The 15,727-nt window shown below is 59.1% G+C and carries 16 protein-coding genes; 6 read left to right on the top strand and 10 right to left on the bottom strand.

Annotation, left to right across the window (positions count from 1 at the left end; all coding sequences use genetic code 11):
* Window positions 1-9 precede the first annotated feature (9 nt).
* From ACR0DE_RS19050 to ACR0DE_RS19030, 5 genes are read left to right on the top strand one after another with little or no spacing between them, the layout of a single operon-like run.
* Window positions 10-1,377 (top strand): cbb3-type cytochrome c oxidase subunit I, encoded by a 1,368-nt coding sequence (locus ACR0DE_RS19050; protein WP_170398155.1) that lies wholly within the window; start codon window positions 10-12, stop codon window positions 1,375-1,377.
* A gap of 5 nt (window positions 1,378-1,382) precedes the next feature.
* Window positions 1,383-2,192, top strand: coding sequence for a CbbQ/NirQ/NorQ/GpvN family protein (locus tag ACR0DE_RS19045; RefSeq protein WP_170398158.1), 810 nt, complete (start codon window positions 1,383-1,385; stop codon window positions 2,190-2,192).
* 9 nt (window positions 2,193-2,201) lie between these two features.
* Window positions 2,202-4,124 carry a nitric oxide reductase activation protein NorD gene (locus ACR0DE_RS19040; RefSeq protein WP_480754804.1) on the top strand — a complete coding sequence of 641 codons (1,923 nt, stop codon included), beginning with the start codon at window positions 2,202-2,204 and terminating at the stop codon, window positions 4,122-4,124.
* Window positions 4,121-4,669, top strand: coding sequence for a cytochrome c oxidase subunit 3 (locus ACR0DE_RS19035; protein WP_480754801.1), 549 nt, complete (start codon window positions 4,121-4,123; stop codon window positions 4,667-4,669). The genes ACR0DE_RS19040 and ACR0DE_RS19035 overlap by 4 nt, the downstream gene beginning before the upstream one ends.
* Before the next feature lie 5 nt (window positions 4,670-4,674).
* Window positions 4,675-4,962, top strand: a complete 288-nt coding sequence (locus ACR0DE_RS19030; protein ID WP_480754799.1) for a cytochrome C oxidase subunit IV family protein — start codon at window positions 4,675-4,677, stop codon at window positions 4,960-4,962.
* Window positions 4,963-5,021: 59 nt separating this feature from the next.
* Here ACR0DE_RS19030 and hemA read toward each other — a convergent pair whose 3' ends face one another.
* Window positions 5,022-6,245, bottom strand: a complete 1,224-nt coding sequence (gene hemA / locus ACR0DE_RS19025) for a 5-aminolevulinate synthase (RefSeq protein WP_480754797.1) — start codon at window positions 6,243-6,245, stop codon at window positions 5,022-5,024.
* Window positions 6,246-6,430: 185 nt separating this feature from the next.
* On the opposite strand from hemA, the gene ACR0DE_RS19020 reads away from it, so the two are divergent.
* Entirely contained in the window at window positions 6,431-7,132 is a 702-nt protein-coding gene (locus ACR0DE_RS19020; RefSeq protein WP_170648312.1) for a Crp/Fnr family transcriptional regulator, read from the top strand.
* Between the two features lie 33 nt (window positions 7,133-7,165).
* Here ACR0DE_RS19020 and ACR0DE_RS19015 read toward each other — a convergent pair whose 3' ends face one another.
* The 9 genes from ACR0DE_RS19015 to dxs all read right to left on the bottom strand — a co-directional run bounded on the left by ACR0DE_RS19015 (window position 7,166) and on the right by dxs (window position 15,714).
* Window positions 7,166-7,423, bottom strand: a complete 258-nt coding sequence (locus tag ACR0DE_RS19015) for a hypothetical protein (protein WP_170408114.1) — start codon at window positions 7,421-7,423, stop codon at window positions 7,166-7,168.
* A gap of 1 nt (window position 7,424) precedes the next feature.
* Window positions 7,425-8,129, bottom strand: coding sequence for a NapC/NirT family cytochrome c (locus tag ACR0DE_RS19010; RefSeq protein ID WP_170398176.1), 705 nt, complete (start codon window positions 8,127-8,129; stop codon window positions 7,425-7,427).
* 26 nt (window positions 8,130-8,155) lie between these two features.
* Window positions 8,156-8,590 (bottom strand): nitrate reductase cytochrome c-type subunit, encoded by a 435-nt coding sequence (locus ACR0DE_RS19005; RefSeq protein ID WP_170398181.1) that lies wholly within the window; start codon window positions 8,588-8,590, stop codon window positions 8,156-8,158.
* Window positions 8,591-8,602: 12 nt separating this feature from the next.
* Complete coding sequence (gene napH / locus ACR0DE_RS19000; protein WP_480754795.1) at window positions 8,603-9,514, bottom strand: quinol dehydrogenase ferredoxin subunit NapH; 912 nt, start codon at window positions 9,512-9,514, stop codon at window positions 8,603-8,605.
* Window positions 9,511-10,329: a ferredoxin-type protein NapG gene (napG, locus tag ACR0DE_RS18995; RefSeq protein WP_480754793.1), complete on the bottom strand. Its 819-nt coding sequence runs from the start codon at window positions 10,327-10,329 to the stop codon at window positions 9,511-9,513. Before napG ends, napH begins: the two co-directional genes overlap by 4 nt.
* 27 nt (window positions 10,330-10,356) lie before the next feature.
* The gene (gene napA / locus ACR0DE_RS18990; RefSeq protein ID WP_170398190.1) at window positions 10,357-12,849 is read right to left on the bottom strand and encodes a nitrate reductase catalytic subunit NapA; all 2,493 of its coding nucleotides are present in this window, start codon (window positions 12,847-12,849) and stop codon (window positions 10,357-10,359) included.
* 17 nt (window positions 12,850-12,866) lie between these two features.
* Window positions 12,867-13,139 carry a chaperone NapD gene (locus ACR0DE_RS18985; RefSeq protein WP_170425561.1) on the bottom strand — a complete coding sequence of 91 codons (273 nt, stop codon included), beginning with the start codon at window positions 13,137-13,139 and terminating at the stop codon, window positions 12,867-12,869.
* The gene (gene napF / locus ACR0DE_RS18980; protein ID WP_170566668.1) at window positions 13,136-13,645 is read right to left on the bottom strand and encodes a ferredoxin-type protein NapF; all 510 of its coding nucleotides are present in this window, start codon (window positions 13,643-13,645) and stop codon (window positions 13,136-13,138) included. The genes ACR0DE_RS18985 and napF overlap by 4 nt, the downstream gene beginning before the upstream one ends.
* Before the next feature lie 140 nt (window positions 13,646-13,785).
* Entirely contained in the window at window positions 13,786-15,714 is a 1,929-nt protein-coding gene (gene dxs / locus ACR0DE_RS18975) for a 1-deoxy-D-xylulose-5-phosphate synthase (protein WP_480754790.1), read from the bottom strand.
* Window positions 15,715-15,727 lie beyond the last annotated feature (13 nt).

Here is a 15,727-nt window from a genome sequence, read left to right as displayed (position 1 = left end):
AACGGAGCAATGAAATACGAATCCCAAAAAATCGCCTACGCCTACTTCGCAGTAGCGATGGCCCTGTTCGCGGTACAGGTAATCGGCGGCCTGCTAGCCGGTTTCATCTATGTATTCCCGAACTTCCTGAGTGAGCTTCTGCCGTTCAATATCGTACGGATGCTGCACACCAACTCTCTGATCGTCTGGCTGCTGCTGGGCTTCTTCGGTGCGGCCTACTTCCTGATCCCCGAAGAGACCGAGCGCGAGATCCATTCGACCAAACTGGCCTATCTGCAGTTGATCATTCTTGTGGTTGGCACGCTGGGCGTGGTCGTGACCTATGTCTTCAACCTGTTCGAAGGCAACTGGCTGCTGGGCAAAGAGGGGCGCGAGTTCCTTGAACAACCCAAATGGGTCAAGGCGGGCATCGTCGTGGCCGCGCTGATGTTCCTTTACAACGTGTCACTGACCGTTCTGAAGGGCAAGAAGACGGCAATTTCGAGCATCCTTGTTCTGGGCCTCTGGGGTCTGGCGCTGCTGTTCCTGTTTGCTTTCTACAACCCGGGCAACCTGTCGCTCGACAAGCAATACTGGTGGTATGTCGTCCACCTATGGGTCGAAGGCGTATGGGAGCTGATCATGGCCTCGATCCTGGCCTACCTGATGCTGAAGCTAACGGGCGTTGACCGTGAGGTGGTCGAGAAATGGCTCTATGTCATCGTCGCCGCCGCGCTGTTCTCGGGCATCCTTGGGACAGGTCACCACTACTATTGGATCGGTACACCCGGCTATTGGCAGTGGATCGGTTCGATCTTCTCAAGCCTCGAGGTGATCCCGTTCTTCGCGATGATGGCCTTTGCCTTCGTCATGGTCTGGAAGGGCCGTCGTGACCACCCTAACAAGGCTGCTCTGCTGTGGTCGCTGGGCTGTGCAACGCTTGCCTTCTTCGGTGCCGGTGTCTGGGGCTTCCTGCACACGCTGCACGGGGTGAACTACTATACCCATGGCACGCAGATCACCGCAGCCCACGGTCACCTGGCTTTCTACGGTGCTTATGTCTGCCTCAACCTGGCGATCTTCAGCTATGCGATGCCGATCCTGAAGAACCGTGATCCCTACAATCAGGTTCTGAACATGGGCTCGTTCTGGCTTATGACCAGCGGCATGGTCTTCATGACCTTCGTCCTGACCTTCGGTGGTACCGTGCAGACTCACATGCAACGTGTGGTCGGTGACTACTTCATGGACGTGCAGGACCAGATTGCGATCTTCTACTGGATGCGTCTTGGCTCTGGTGTGGTCGTGGTCCTTGGTGCGCTGCTGTTCATCTACTCAATCTGGGTGCCCCGGAAAGAGGTGATTGAACCCGGTGCCTCTGAAACCCCGGCGGAGTAATGGATATGGATGGCTCCATGAAACTGAATGAGGGGGCGGCGAACGCCCCCTTCTACCTCGCCCAAAGCGATGAATGCGATGTGTTCACCGCCGCCTACAACAACGACCTGCCGGTTTTGCTGAAAGGTCCAACAGGTTGCGGTAAGACCCGCTTTGTGGCCCATATGGCCGCCAAGCTTGGCCGCCCGCTTTACACCGTGGCCTGCCACGATGACCTCGCCGCCGCCGACCTGATCGGTCGCTACCTGTTGAAGGGCGGCGAAACCGTCTGGGTTGATGGCCCTCTGACTCGTGCGGTGCGCGAAGGCGCGATCTGCTACCTTGATGAGGTGGTCGAAGCCCGCAAGGACGTCACCGTTGTGCTGCACCCGCTGACCGATGACCGGCGCATCCTGCCGATCGACCGCACCGGCGAAGAGCTTGAGGCCGCGCCCGGCTTCATGCTGGTGGCCTCGTACAACCCCGGATACCAGAATATCCTGAAAACCCTGAAACCCTCGACCAGGCAGCGGTTCATCTCGCTGGAGTTCGACTTTCCTTCGCCCGAGATGGAGGCCGAAGTCGTCGCGCAAGAAAGCGGTCTGCCGCTTGAACGCTGTAAACCGCTGGTACGCCTTGCAGGTAAGTTGCGCGGGCTTAAGGGTCAGGACCTTGAGGAAGGCGTGTCCACCCGGCTGGTCGTTTATGCCGCGACGCTGATCGCACAGGGCATGTCCACCGACCGCGCCATCCTCGCCGCAATGATCGAACCTCTGACTGATGATGAGGATATCAAACGCGGGCTCCTCGATCTTGTCACGGCTGTCTTTGGGTGAGGCCGGCCGATGGTCAGGATCGATTTTGAGCCATGGGAACCCGAAGAAACGATCGGGAAACTGTGGCACACCCTTGCCAGTCGCCTTGATGCACCTGAAGTGCATGATGGAGCCGCGGTCGACCTCTCAGAGGTCGCAGGGCGGCTGGCAGTCCTCTTTCGAGGACTTGGGGGTAGTCCGGGCGTAGAATTGCGCCCGGTCTCGCCCGAGATTTCGCGCCACCGTCTGGGGTGGCGTCGTCGTCTGGCAACCGAGGCCGAGATGATGCCGCGTGCGTCGTTCGATGGCGAAGTTCTGCGTTTGCCGGATCGGCTGGCGGTGTTTCCCGCGCGTGAAGCCAACGGTGCGCTTTATGTCTGGCTGGCCGCCGCCGCTGCACATGCCGGAACTCGTATCGACGAAGACGACCCGTTGCGCGCCGACCTGCATGCGCTTGTTGCCGCCCGACAGATGGTCGAGGCGGCGTTGCACAACGCCCCCGGCCTGCGCCCGCTATATGCGGAACTGTGTAAGGGCGTGCTGTATCAACGCGACATTCCCGGGCTGCCACCCGTCGAGGCAGCGGTTGAAGAACTGGTCCGCCACATGCTGGGCGACCCCGCGCCTTTGTCGCCAAAGGCTGAACATCTTCTAGCGTTGGATGACGACCTCACCGCCCCGCGCGGCTATCAGCATTTCCGGCCTGTCCCGCTGTGGCCCGAGTTGCGCCCGGTCGGGTTCTCCGAACATAACGAAGTGGAGAACCCCGAAACCGAAGGACCACCTGAGGAATCCGGCGAAAAAACCCACCGTGCCCGCCGCCGCAAATCGGATCAGGCCAACCGCAGCGACAGTTTCATCCTGCACAAGTTCGAAGCGATCCTCAGTTGGGCTGAGTTCCTGAACATCAACCGGCGCATCGACGATGACGATCCTGATAACGCCAAGAAAGCCGCCGATGATCAGGAAGAGATTGGCTTGGGTCAGATCTCGAAGGCGCCGCCGACCAAACTGAAACTTCATCTGGACCTCGCTCCGGAGGACGTGAACCGCGAACGCCTGTCGGGACGGGTTTTGTATCCCGAATGGGACGTGCGCATCGGCCAATACTTGCCCGATCATGTCAACGTTCTGACCTCGGATGCCGAGATTCGCGAAGATGCCGCCGAGTTCGGCAAAGACCCCGCCACTGCCCGCCGCATCCGCGCCGTGAAACGCCAGTTCGAGGCGCTGCGCCCGGGCCGCGTGATGACGCGCGGTCATCTGGATGGTGACCAATTGGATATCGAGGCAGCCGTTCGGGCGCAGGTAGACCGTTGTGCAAATGGCGAAGGCACCGAACGCATTTGGATGCAATCGCGCCCCGAGGCGCGCGATCTGGCGGTATCTATCCTGCTGGATGTCAGCCGCTCGACCGAAAGCGCCGTCACAGGCCGCGCCGTAATCGACATTGAACGCGAGGCTCTTGCGGCACTCGCCTGGGGTCTGAACGCCTGCGGCGACGATTTCGCCATCCACGCCTTCAGCTCGCTGAAACGCCAGCGGGTTTACGTGCAGCGCTGTAAACGCTTCGATGAGCCTATGGGTAGTTTGGTTGAACAGCGCATAGCCTCGCTGCGTCCCGGCCACTATACCCGCCTCGGCGCCGCAATCCGCCATTGTTCCGCCGATCTGGCCAGCCAATCGCGCAAACGCCGGTTGCTATTGATCATCACTGACGGCAAACCCAACGACCTGGACCATTACGAGGGTCGCCACGGTATCGAAGACACCTGCATGGCCGTGCGCGAGGCGCGTCGGGCAGGGCAATCGGTCTTTGGCGTTACCATCGACAAAACCGGCAAAAGCTGGTTCCCGCGCATGTTCGGTCAAGGCGGCTTCGCCGTCATCCCCGACCCGCACCGGCTGATCATGGCCCTGCCTCAGATCTACCGCCAACTGGTTGGAGCATGAGCGACGCCTCTTTGATCGATGAGCTTCCGGGCGAGCTGCTGATGTGGGTTCTGATCATCTCGGAATTGCTGGTTTTCGGCGCGGGCCTGATTGCCTTCATGGGCGTTCGGCTGACCGACCCGACAGGATTTGCCGAGGCTCAATCGCACCTTTACCGGACAGGGGCGGCGCTCAACACGGTGGTGCTGGTCACCTCGGGCTATCTGGCGGCGCAGGCGCTGCAGTGGCGAAAAATCGCGCGCCGGGGCGTGGCTCGAATGGCCTTGATCACTGCCGCCGTGCTGGGTGTCATGTTCCTGATCATCAAAGGTGCGGAATACGCGGGCAAAGCTGCACAGGGGATCACCTATGAGACCCACCCATTTTTCCTGTTCTATTATCTGCTGACCGGGTTTCACGCTGCACATGTGTTGGCAGGGGTCGGTATCCTGCTGTTGGTCGCCTGGCGTGACGATCCACGCAACATTGAGGCAGGTGCGCAGTTCTGGCACATGGTCGATCTGGTCTGGATCATGCTTTTCCCCGTGATCTACCTGCTGGGATAATTCCGATGCCTGCAGCACCATCTTTTCCCAAATACTGGCAAAGGGCGCTCCATAGTTCGCTCACACGTGCATGGCTGACCCTTTTGGTGCTCAGCGTCGCATCAGCAGTGCTGACTGTGCTGCCCATCCCGCCAGCCGTTCTGGCGGGGTGTATTCTGGTCCTCGCACTGGCGAAATGTCGCGTTATCCTGGCTTGTTATCTTGATCTCGTAAACAGCCCGACCTGGCTGCGAGGTTTCACCATGGTGCTGACGGGCTTTGCCATCATTGTCTTCGCCCTCTACCTGATCTGACTCATAAAACGCCGCCTCCGGGGAGACGGCGAAGTATTACGCTAGGGGGCGCTTCTTGGTTACTGGGCTGCCATCGGCATGCGCGCAATCTGACAGCGTTGCCAGAGTGTGGACAGCGCGCCAACCAGATGCTCGATATCCTCATCCGTATGTACCGGAGACGGCGTGATCCGCAGACGCTCGGTCCCTTTTGGTACGGTGGGATAATTGATCGGCTGAATGTAGATGCCGAACTCTTCCAGCAGCGTGTCCGAGATGAACTTGCACTTCACCGGATCGCCAACCATCACCGGGATGATGTGGCTGGGGTTAGGAATATGAGGAATACCTTCCGCATCCAAACGGGCCCGAACCTGAGCTACACGGGCTTTCTGCAGGTCGCGTTCAGCATTCGATTGTTTCAAATGCCGGATCGAGGCCGCGGCCCCGGCCGCGATCGATGGTGGCAGGGCGGTGGTAAAAATAAACCCGCTGGCGAAGCTGCGCACGAAATCGCACAGCGCAGCCGAGGCAGCAATATACCCGCCCACCACACCGAACGCTTTCCCAAGCGTGCCTTCGATCACCGTCAGGCGATCCATAAGGCCTTCTCGTTCAGCGATACCACCGCCGCGTGGCCCATAGAGGCCAACGGCATGAACCTCATCCAGATAGGTCATCGCGCCGTATTTGTCGGCGAGATCGCAAATCTCTTTGATGGGGGCGATGTCACCATCCATCGAATAGACCGACTCGAACGCGATCATCTTCGGCGCATCGGGATCAGCTGCGGCCAGTTTGGCTTCAAGGTCATCCAAATCGTTGTGTTTCCAGATCACCTTCTGCGCCCGCGAGTGGCGGATGCCTTCGATCATCGAGGCATGGTTCAGTGCATCAGAGAATACGATCAGGCCGGGGATTTTCGCGGCGAGAGTGCCAAGGGCTGCCCAATTCGAAACATACCCGGAAGTAAACAGAAGCGCGGCTTCCTTTCCATGCAGATCGGCCAGTTCGGCCTCAAGCAGCACGTGGTCGTGAGTGGTGCCTGATATGTTTCGCGTGCCCCCGGCCCCCGCGCCACAGCGATCCAATGCGTCATGCATTGCATCGATAACTGATGGGTGCTGACCCATGCCAAGATAGTCATTCGAACACCAGATCCGCACATTTCGCTGGACAGATCCATCCGTCTGACACGCGTTCGGGAAAGAACCACAGCGACGTTGCAAGTCTATGAAAACACGATAGTTCCCTTCATCCCGAAGGTCACTGAGGCTTTGACTGAAATAACGCTCGTAGTCCATGTTACGTGCTCCCCGGAATACTGGCTTTGAGCCGAGAATAGGGCAGCGAACCAAGCCGCAACATGACAATAGTCAAGTTTAGGCAACATAAAACTATGGTGCACAACTGCCGGCTCTGGCATAGCGTGGAACAGGGATGGACCGACCGCGCCCATGCGCCGGCAGGAAATAACAGGGGTATTCTCTTGTCTCACGAAGCACAAAAAGCGATCGCACGTCAGTCGCTGCTGCTGCGCAGTTTACCGGAACAGCATGTGGAAACACTGCTGAGCCACGCGATCTGGCGTCAGTATGACCGTGGTGAGACAATATTCCTGCAGGAGGAAAAAGCGCAGGCCATCCACGTCGTGCTTGAGGGTTGGGTCAAGCTGTTCCGCATGACCCCCACCGGGGCCGAAGCCGTCGTGAGCGTCTTCAAACGTGGTGACAGCTTTGGTGAGGCCGTAGCTCTGCGTAACGTTCCCTATCCTGTATCCGCCGAGGCCGTATCGGCCTGTGATGTCATGCATATCCCCAGTCCGATCCTGATCTCATTGATGAGAGAGGACCCTGAGATCGGTATTTCTATTCTGGCCGCGACCTTTACCCATCTTCACTCATTGGTGGCGCAGCTAGAGCAACTCAAGGCTCAGACCGGAGCGCAACGCGTGGCCGAGTTTTTGTTGAATCTCTGCGACAGCGACAAAGGCGGATGCGAGGTTTTGCTGCCCTACGACAAGATGCTCATCGCAGGCCGTCTGGGGATGAAGCCGGAAAGCCTGAGCCGGGCGTTTTCGCGGCTCAAGGCGGTGGGTGTGAAGATCAACCGCAACCACGCCGAAATCTCGGATATCGCGCGTTTGCGGGACTATGCGGAAAGCGATCCGGCGGAAAACTGGGGGCGGTGACCCCGGAATTGCCGCCGGGCCCGACCAACCACTTCAGACGGTTGCGCCCTTGCGGCGAATGGCGGTGCCCAGACTTCCGGCGCAGAGACCAACGATAATTGCGATCAGCAGCGCTATCGTTCCAACGTGGGAAATCTGCCAACCCGCAAAGAGCAGAGGCGCGATCAGGCCAACCAATCCACCCATCAGTGCGCCCAACCAGTATTGGCGCGTCATCATTCCCAGTGCCAGACCCAGAATGCCGGGCAGACCCAGTACGTTACCGCCGATGGTTCCAAGTATCTCTAACATCTCAGTCCCCACCTTGTTCCGAGCTTTTGTTCAGGAACGCGCGGATGTCGTCCCCTGATGCTGCAGCGTGTTCCTGCAGAACCTCACCATCTACCTCTTTCGCAATCTTCTCATACGTTTCCAAATAGTTGGGTGGGAGACTGTGTGCGATGCCCTGGTGGCAATCGATGCAGGTCATGCCGGTGTCGATTGCGCGCTGGTGTTCGCTGGCTGCGCGGGTTTCCTGAAGGGTGAAGTCCATATAGTCAAAGTTGTGGCAGTTGCGGCATTCGCGGCTGTCGGATTCCTTCATCTTCTTCCATACGGCCGACGCCATGGAAAGACGATGGTCCTCATACTTCTCTTTCGTGCTGATGGTGCCTGCCAGTTCGTGGTAGACGTCCTTCACGGCCATGATCTTGGCTTTGATCTTGTGGTTCCACTCGTCCGGGACGTGGCAATCGGAACAGATGGCCCGCACGCCGGAATCGTTATTGTAATGGACCGTTTCCCGATATTCGCCCAGATTGGTTTCCATCGTGTGGCAGGATACGCAGAACTCTTCCGTGTTGGTCAATTCCAGTGCCCAGTGGAACCCACCCCAGAACAGGATGCCTGCCAAAAACCCGGCCAGTAGTGTAAAGCCGACGCTGAGGACGGCGATCGGGCTCCAGAACCAGGTCCAGAGGCGCCGGATGAGTCCTTGTTTTTCTTGGGAGTCGGACATGTCGCGCTCTCCTTTTCGACCTGTGTTCAATTTCCGGAGGAAGGTTCAAAAGTGTTATCGACCAGAGGCAGCGCATCGGCCTGTGGTACGTGGCACTGATTGCAGAAATACCGTGTGCCGGCGATCTGATCCAACTCTCGCCCTTCGCGGTCCAGATAGTGAGTCATCGACAACGTCGGAGCGTTGCGTTCACCAGCCTTGGTCCAGTCATGGCAGGAGAGGCACTGATTGGTACGCAGGTCGATCTGGTACTGTTCGATCGAATGTGGGATCAGCGGCGGCTGCTGGCGATAATTGCGCTGCATACGGCCTTCGACTGTCCGATGCACCTGATCCAGGACGGCGGGTTCATCGACTTCGGCACCGCGTAGGCTGTTAACTCCGGCAGACTGCGCGAGGGCCAGGCCACCGAGGAGCAGCGGCGGGATCAGGGCAAGGCCCACTAGGATCGGCTTTTTCATCTTCTCACTCCTTCAAAAAGGTCTTGAGGCGCGCGGCTGGGGCGCGGCGGTTGATTCCGGTGGCGCGACGGTCAGGGCGTCGAACCGATGGGTGAATTTGAAAACGTCTTCAGCGCAGACATCGATGCAGCGACCGCAATTGGTGCAGTCGGGCGACAGGATCAGCGGGTTGTCTTTGCCTTTCAGCGCCGGAGAGATCACATGGTTTTCCGGGCAAACCGCGTAGCAGTCCATGCAATCGTCACAGGCGTTGCGATTGGCGGCGCTGACCCGCAGCATCGCCTTGCTGCCCACCAGTCCGTAGAATGCGCCTACGGGGCAGACATGGCCGCACCATCCATGGCGCGAGACAAGCAAGTCAAACAGGAAGATCGCGGCGACCATCGCCCAGACGAAGCCCATGCCAAAGATCAGTCCGCGATGCAGCATGGTGATCGGGTTGACCAGTTCCCATGCAATTGCGCCGGTCAGGCCGGACACGACCAGCACGGTGGCCATGATCCACAGCCGCGTTCCGCGTTTGGGCTGCCAGCCTTTTTGCAGGCCCAGCTTGCGGTGCAGCCAGTGCGCGCCGTCGGTTACAGGGTTGATCGGGCAGACCCACGAGCAATAGACGCGGCCTCCGACCAACGCGTAGGTCGCCAGAACGATGACGGCACCAATGGCGGCGGTCAGCTCGGGCCAGTGCCCTGCGATCAGACTTTGCAGAAAGACAAACGGATCGGTCAGGGGCAGTACGCCTAGGGTCAGCGACCCGGCCAGAGTGCCCTGCACGATCCAGAGGCCGAACCACGGGCCCAACAGGAACAGTACCAGGAAGAACACTTGGCTGGCGCGGCGCAGCAGCAGGTATTTATGGGCACTCAGCCAACCTTTGGCGGCGATAGCTTCATGCCCCAGCGGCATGTTTGTGCGGACGGTCATTGAGTGACCTCCGGCAATTTGAAGCTGGGCTCAAACCCGCCCGGTGCGACAAGGTTATCGGTGCCCGGTCCCGGCAGGCGATCAGGCAAATCGATGATACCTTCGACGACGGGCGCGCCTTTGGCTTCTTTCTCTTCCCAGCCCTTGCGGTAGTGATCGGCGCTGCTGCCCCGAGCCAATCGGGCGGGCAGCACCTTGATCGCCGCTTCGGGCAGAACGCAGCTTTTCTCGCAAACGCCGCAGCCGGTGCAATGATCGGCGTGAACGGTTGGAATGAAGATTGCATGACTGCCCGAGCGGGCGTTGTGTTCGGTCTCCAGCGTAATGGCCTCGTCGATAACGGGGCAGACGCGGTAACAGACATCGCAGCGCAGGCCGAAGAAGTTCAGGCAGTTTTCCTGATCGACCAGAACGGCGACACCCATCTTGGCGTCGTCGATATTGTCCAGGCCGGGGTCCAGCGCCCCGGTCGGGCAGGCAGCGACACAGGGGATGTCGTCACACATTTCGCAAGGGATATCACGGGCGGTGAAATACGGCGTGCCGGTGGCCACCGCATCGACACCCAGCTCGGCCAGTTTCAGCGTGTCATAGGGACACTCTCGCACGCACAGACCACAGCGGATGCAGGCTGACAGAAAGTCTTTTTCCGGCAAAGCACCGGGGGGGCGCAACGCCTCGGCCGGCAACGCCCGTGCGTCCCGCGCCAGCCAGGCCAGCAAGGACCCGGCTGCTACGCAACCACCCGCTGCGCGCGCCGAGTCCTGCAGGAACCGGCGCCGCTGCGGCGAAAGGGGTGTGCCAACACGAAACATGGGGACGACCTTTGCCTTGCCAGCCTTTTACGCGCGCTCGACCTTACAGGCGCATTTCTTGAAGTCGGTCTCTTTCGAGAGCGGGCAGGTCGCGTCCAAAGTCAGCTTGTTTGTCAACTGGCCTTCGTCGAACCATGGCATGAACACCAGGCCACGCGGCACTTTGTTCCGGCCTCGGGTTTCGACCCGGCTGTTAACTTCGCCGCGGCGGGTGGAAAGAACGATCTCCTGCCCGCGGCGCAGACCGCGGTCGCGCGCATCGTCCGGGTGCATGTAGACAACGGCGGCGGGATAGGAGCGGTGCAGTTCGGGCACGCGGCGGGTCATCGAACCTGAATGCCAATGTTCCAGCACACGCCCGGTGCAGAGCCACAGGTTGAATTCCTCATCCGGTACCTCGGGGGCGGGTTCGTATGGCGCGAAGATGATCTTGGCCTTGCCGTCCTTATGGCCATAGAATTTCACGTCTTCGCCTTCAGGCACATACGGATCATAGCCTTCTCGGAAGCGGTACAGTGTTTCCTTGCCATCCACGACTGGCCAGCGCAGGCCACGCGCCTGGTGGTAGGTTTCGAATGGGGCCAGATCGTGCGCGTGGCCGCGCCCAAACTCGGCATATTCCTCGAACAGGCCCTTTTGCACGTAGTAGCCAAAGTGCTCGGACTCGTCGTTGTCGAAACCCTCTGCGGTCTCTGACAGCGGGAACTTGTCGATCGTGCCATTGGCGAACAGCACGTCATACATGGTCTTACCACGATGTTCTGGCATGGTTGCCAGCAGTTCCTCGCCCCAAACCTCTTCAACGGTGAAGCGTTTGGAGAATTCCATCAACTGCCACAGATCGGATTTCGCTTCGCCCGGAGCTTTGACCTGTTGCCGCCAGAATTGGGTGCGACGCTCGGCGTTGCCATAGGCGCCTTCCTTCTCGACCCACATGGCGGTAGGCAGGATCAGGTCAGCCGACAGGGCTGTTACAGTAGGATAGGGATCGGAGACGGCAATGAAGTTCTCCGGGTTGCGATAGCCGGGATAGCCTTCTTCGTTGATATTGGGCGCGGCCTGCATGTTGTTGGTGCACTGCACCCAATAGGCATTCAGATCGCCGTCCTTCAGCTTGCGGTGCTGCAAAACGGCGTGGAATCCGGGTTTGGGTGGGATGGTGCCCGCAGGAATTTTCCACGCGGTCTCGCAAATCTCGCGGTGTTTGTCGTTTGCAACAACCATATCAGCTGGCAGACGGTGAGCGAAGGTTCCGACCTCACGTGCCGTACCACAGGCCGAAGGTTGACCGGTGAGCGAGAAGGGCGAGTTTCCGGGTTCGGAAATCTTACCCACCAGCAGGTGCACATTGTACATCAGCGAGTTCACCCACGATCCGCGAGTGTGCTGGTTGAAGCCCATGGTCCACAGGCTCATCACTTTGCGGTTGGGGTCGGCATATTGCTGGGCCAGACGCTCAAGCTGAGCGGCAGGAACACCGGAGAGTTCCGATGTGTATTCCAGCGTGTATTCCGATACCGCTTCGGCATATTCTTCGAAGCTGATCGGCTCCATCTTGCCAGAGTTTGGATTCTCTGCCTCTTCCTGCAGCGGGTTGTTATCGCGCAGTCCATAGCCAATATCGGTGGCGGTCTTGGTGATGTTGACGTGTTTGTTGACGAACTCTTCATTCACCGCGCCGTTCTGGATAATGTAGTTGGCGATATAGTTCAGGATCGCCAGATCGGTCTGCGGCGCAAAGACCATTCCATTGTCGGCCAACTCGAACGAGCGGTGTTCATAGGTCGACAGTACATGCACTTCGGATCCCGGTTTGGTCAGACGCGTGTCGGTCAGGCGTGACCACAGAATCGGGTGCATCTCGGCCATGTTCGAGCCCCAGAGCACGAATGTGTCTGCGTGCTCGAAATCGTCATAGCAGCCCATTGGTTCATCAATGCCGAAGGTGCGCATGAAGCCGACAACCGCCGAGGCCATACAATGGCGCGCGTTGGGGTCGATGTTGTTGGATCGGAAACCGGCTTTCATCATCTTGGCAGCAGCGTAGCCCTCCCAAACGGTCCACTGGCCCGAACCGAACATGCCAACGCTGGTCGGGCCTTTCTTGGCAAGGGCCTCTTTCCACTTGGCGGCCATGACGTCGAAGGCTTCGTCCCAGCTGACTGGTTCGAACTCACCGTTCTTGTCATATTCGCCGTTGGTTTTGCGCAGCATCGGCGTGGTCAGGCGGTCTTTGCCGTACATGATCTTGGACAGGAAATAGCCCTTGATACAGTTCAGACCGCGGTTCACCGGCGCATCCGGGTCGCCTTGGGTAGCGACCACGCGCCCGTCTTTGGTGCCAACCAGAACCGAGCATCCGGTGCCGCAGAACCGGCAGGCGGCTTTGTCCCAACGGATATCAGGGTTGCCGACCTGAGCGCTGGCTTGTCCGGTCGCAAGGGGAAGTCCTGCGGCTGATGCTGTCGCAGCGGCGGCGGTTGATTTCAAGAAGGTCCGGCGGGATTCAGAGATGGTCATGACATGGGTCTCCGGCTTTAGATCTGGCGAGAAGCGTTAAGGTGCGGACGGGTCTCCGCGAGGTCTTCGAAATGGTGGTAGGTCAGGGTCAGAGAGATCACACCCGGGATCTGGTGCAGATCCATGATCGTCTCGGACGCCATTTTTTCCGGCGTATCCTCGACCACAACAACAATGCGGCCATCCTCGGATGCCGCGTGAACTTCTGCCCCGTTTGTACCTGCAATCGCGGCCTGTGCACTCTGCGTGGTTTCGGGGGTTACATGGACGAGGCATCCACAGATATTCATAAGGCTACCTCCTGAGCGGGCGGGGTGTGGCGTTCGAAGCTGACAGAACCGGCAGGACAGGCGCTGGCACAAGCGCCACAGCCGGTACAAATATCGGTGTCGAGTTGGGGTTCAGCACGACCACCGGTTTGCAGCCGAAAGCGGATCGCGTTTTGGTCGCACACATCCTGACAAACCCGACAGCTGACACCATTCATCGACAGGCAAGAGGCCGACACCGCAGCGCGCCAAGGCCAATCAGCCACGTGTTCAGGATTCAGCGCCCCGGTCGGGCAAGCATTGGCGCAATCACCGCAAAAAGTGCAGGGGCCTGCGTCCAATTGCACAACAGGCCAGCCTTGCGCGTCGAAACGGATGATATCTTCAGGGCAGGCCTCGCGGCATTCGTCGCATTGAGTGCAAAGCTCAAGAAACTCGGTCACCGCACCCGGTGGGTGGATGGCTGATGTATCCTCGCGCAGCACTTTCCCTTTCAGGAATGCGCGTCGGCTGGCTAGCTTGTTCATTCGCTCGCGACCTTTGAGTGATCGACAGGGGTTGGCCTGCCTGACTCGGGTGTTAGCGTAGCACAGCGTGTAAGGAATTGACCTAGATCATTTTTGAACTGCTTATTTTTTCAGCATCCAGGGGCGGCAACACCCGAATATCAGGCGCGTTTCTCACCGATTGTAGCAACGCCAAGAACCGAAAGCACTTTTGCCTCGATCTGTTCTGCGTTCATTCCTGCGACGGCGTACATATCCGCCGGGCTCGCCTGATCGATGAAGATATCCGGCAGCACCATCGAGCGATACTTCAACCCTTCGTCAAACACGCCCTCATCCGCAAGCAATTGCGCAACATGGCTGCCAAAGCCGCCGATGGCCCCTTCCTCGATGGAGATCAGTGCCTCGTGATTGGCAGCCAGATCAAGGATCAGGTCCCGATCCAGCGGTTTGGCAAAGCGTGCATCGGCGATGGTGGGCTTGATCCCGCGCGCCGATAGCGCCTCTGCTGCTTTCTGCACTTCGGCCAGCCGCGTACCGAAAGACAGCAGCGCCACCCGGGCACCTTTCTTGATCAACCGGCCCTTGCCGATCTCCAATACTTCTCCGCGCTCGGGCAGATCAACGCCCGCTCCTTCGCCGCGAGGATACCGGAAAGCGATCGGGCCATCGTCATGTGCCACCGCAGTGGCGACCATGTGCATCAATTCGGCCTCATCTGCAGCCGCCATGACAACCATACCCGGAAGGTTGGCCATGTAAGCAATATCAAACGACCCCGCATGGGTCGCACCGTCTGCCCCAACCAGACCCGCACGGTCGATGGCAAATCGCACCGGCAGGCGTTGGATCGCCACATCATGCACAACCTGATCATAGCCACGCTGCAGGAAGGTTGAATACATCGCGCAGAAAGGCTTCATCCCCCCGGCGGCCAACGCAGCCGAGAAGGTCACGCCATGCTGTTCGGCAATCGCTACGTCGAAACAGCGCGACGGATAGCGCTCGGCAAACAGGTTCAGCCCGGTCCCGTCCGGCATCGCGGCTGTAACCGCGACGATCTTGTCATCCCGCGCTGCTTCATCGACCAGTGTCTTGCCAAAGACCGAGGTATAGGAAGGCGCGTTGGAGGGCGCCTTTTTCTGCTCGCCCGTCACCACGTCGAACTTGGCGGTCGCGTGGCCCTTGTCGCGGGCCTGTTCGGCGGGGGCATACCCCTTGCCTTTCTTGGTCAGCACATGGATCAGGATCGGTCCGCTTGCCTTCGCCTTGACCGCACGCAGAACCGGCAGCAACTGGTCCAGATCATGCCCGTCGATGGGGCCGAGATAGGAAAAGCCGAGCTCTTCAAATAGCGTCCCGCCCATGGCCATGCCCTTCAGCATATCCTTGGCGCGCTTTGCCCCTTCGCGGAAGGGTTCCGGCAGCAACGACACCGCACCTTTGGCAGCAGCTTTCAGATCGTGAAACGGTTCTTCGGCATAAATGCGCGATAGATAATTCGATAGGGCACCCACCGGCGGTGCAATGCTCATCTCATTGTCATTGAGAATTACGATCAAGCGTTTCTTCAGATGGCCTGCATTATTCATCGCCTCAAAGGCCATGCCGGCGGACATAGAGCCATCGCCGATCACAGCGATCGCATCGCCCAGCCCTTCAGGCGTAACGCCGCCCAGATCACGCGCGACAGCAAAGCCTAGCGCGGCACTGATCGAGGTACTGGAATGTGCAGCGCCGAATGGATCATAGGCGCTTTCACTGCGCTTGGTGAATCCGCTTAGGCCGTCTTTTGTGCGCAGGGTGCGAATTCGGTCCCGGCGTTCTGTCAGAATCTTGTGCGGATAACACTGGTGACCTACGTCCCAGATGATCTTGTCTCGTGGCGTGTTGAATACCGCGTGCAACGCCGTGGTCAGCTCGACGACACCCAGACCCGCGCCCAGATGCCCTCCGGTCACCGACACTGCTGAAATCGTCTCGGCCCGCAACTCATGTGCGACCTGATGCAACTGCGCATCTGAAAACTGCTTCAGATCCGCTGGGCGGCTCACAAGGTCCAACAAGGGCGTATTCGGGCGGTCAGACATTTGGCGTTCCTGG

It is taken from the genome of Ruegeria sp. C10 (assembly GCF_056537805.1).
The sequence above is the reverse complement of the archived record's forward strand: the minus strand, read 5'-3'. Positions and strand labels throughout refer to the sequence as shown.

Bases quoted from the DNA above. Each gene is read 5' to 3' on its own strand.
- napF (WP_170566668.1), bottom strand. From the start codon at position 13,645: ATGAACAAGCTAGCCAGCCGACGCGCATTCCTGAAAGGGAAAGTGCTG.
- ACR0DE_RS19010 (WP_170398176.1), bottom strand. From the start codon at position 8,129: ATGTCCGACTCCCAAGAAAAACAAGGACTCATCCGGCGCCTCTGGACC.
- napA (WP_170398190.1), bottom strand. From the start codon at position 12,849: ATGACCATCTCTGAATCCCGCCGGACCTTCTTGAAATCAACCGCCGCC.
- ACR0DE_RS19050 (WP_170398155.1), top strand. From the start codon at position 10: ATGAAATACGAATCCCAAAAAATCGCCTACGCCTACTTCGCAGTAGCG.
- napG (WP_480754793.1), bottom strand. From the start codon at position 10,329: ATGTTTCGTGTTGGCACACCCCTTTCGCCGCAGCGGCGCCGGTTCCTG.
- dxs (WP_480754790.1), bottom strand. From the start codon at position 15,714: ATGTCTGACCGCCCGAATACGCCCTTGTTGGACCTTGTGAGCCGCCCA.
- ACR0DE_RS19045 (WP_170398158.1), top strand. From the start codon at position 1,383: ATGGATGGCTCCATGAAACTGAATGAGGGGGCGGCGAACGCCCCCTTC.
- ACR0DE_RS18985 (WP_170425561.1), bottom strand. From the start codon at position 13,139: ATGAATATCTGTGGATGCCTCGTCCATGTAACCCCCGAAACCACGCAG.
- ACR0DE_RS19035 (WP_480754801.1), top strand. From the start codon at position 4,121: ATGAGCGACGCCTCTTTGATCGATGAGCTTCCGGGCGAGCTGCTGATG.
- ACR0DE_RS19015 (WP_170408114.1), bottom strand. From the start codon at position 7,423: ATGTTAGAGATACTTGGAACCATCGGCGGTAACGTACTGGGTCTGCCC.
- napH (WP_480754795.1), bottom strand. From the start codon at position 9,514: ATGACCGTCCGCACAAACATGCCGCTGGGGCATGAAGCTATCGCCGCC.
- ACR0DE_RS19030 (WP_480754799.1), top strand. From the start codon at position 4,675: ATGCCTGCAGCACCATCTTTTCCCAAATACTGGCAAAGGGCGCTCCAT.
- ACR0DE_RS19005 (WP_170398181.1), bottom strand. From the start codon at position 8,590: ATGAAAAAGCCGATCCTAGTGGGCCTTGCCCTGATCCCGCCGCTGCTC.
- ACR0DE_RS19040 (WP_480754804.1), top strand. From the start codon at position 2,202: ATGGTCAGGATCGATTTTGAGCCATGGGAACCCGAAGAAACGATCGGG.
- hemA (WP_480754797.1), bottom strand. From the start codon at position 6,245: ATGGACTACGAGCGTTATTTCAGTCAAAGCCTCAGTGACCTTCGGGAT.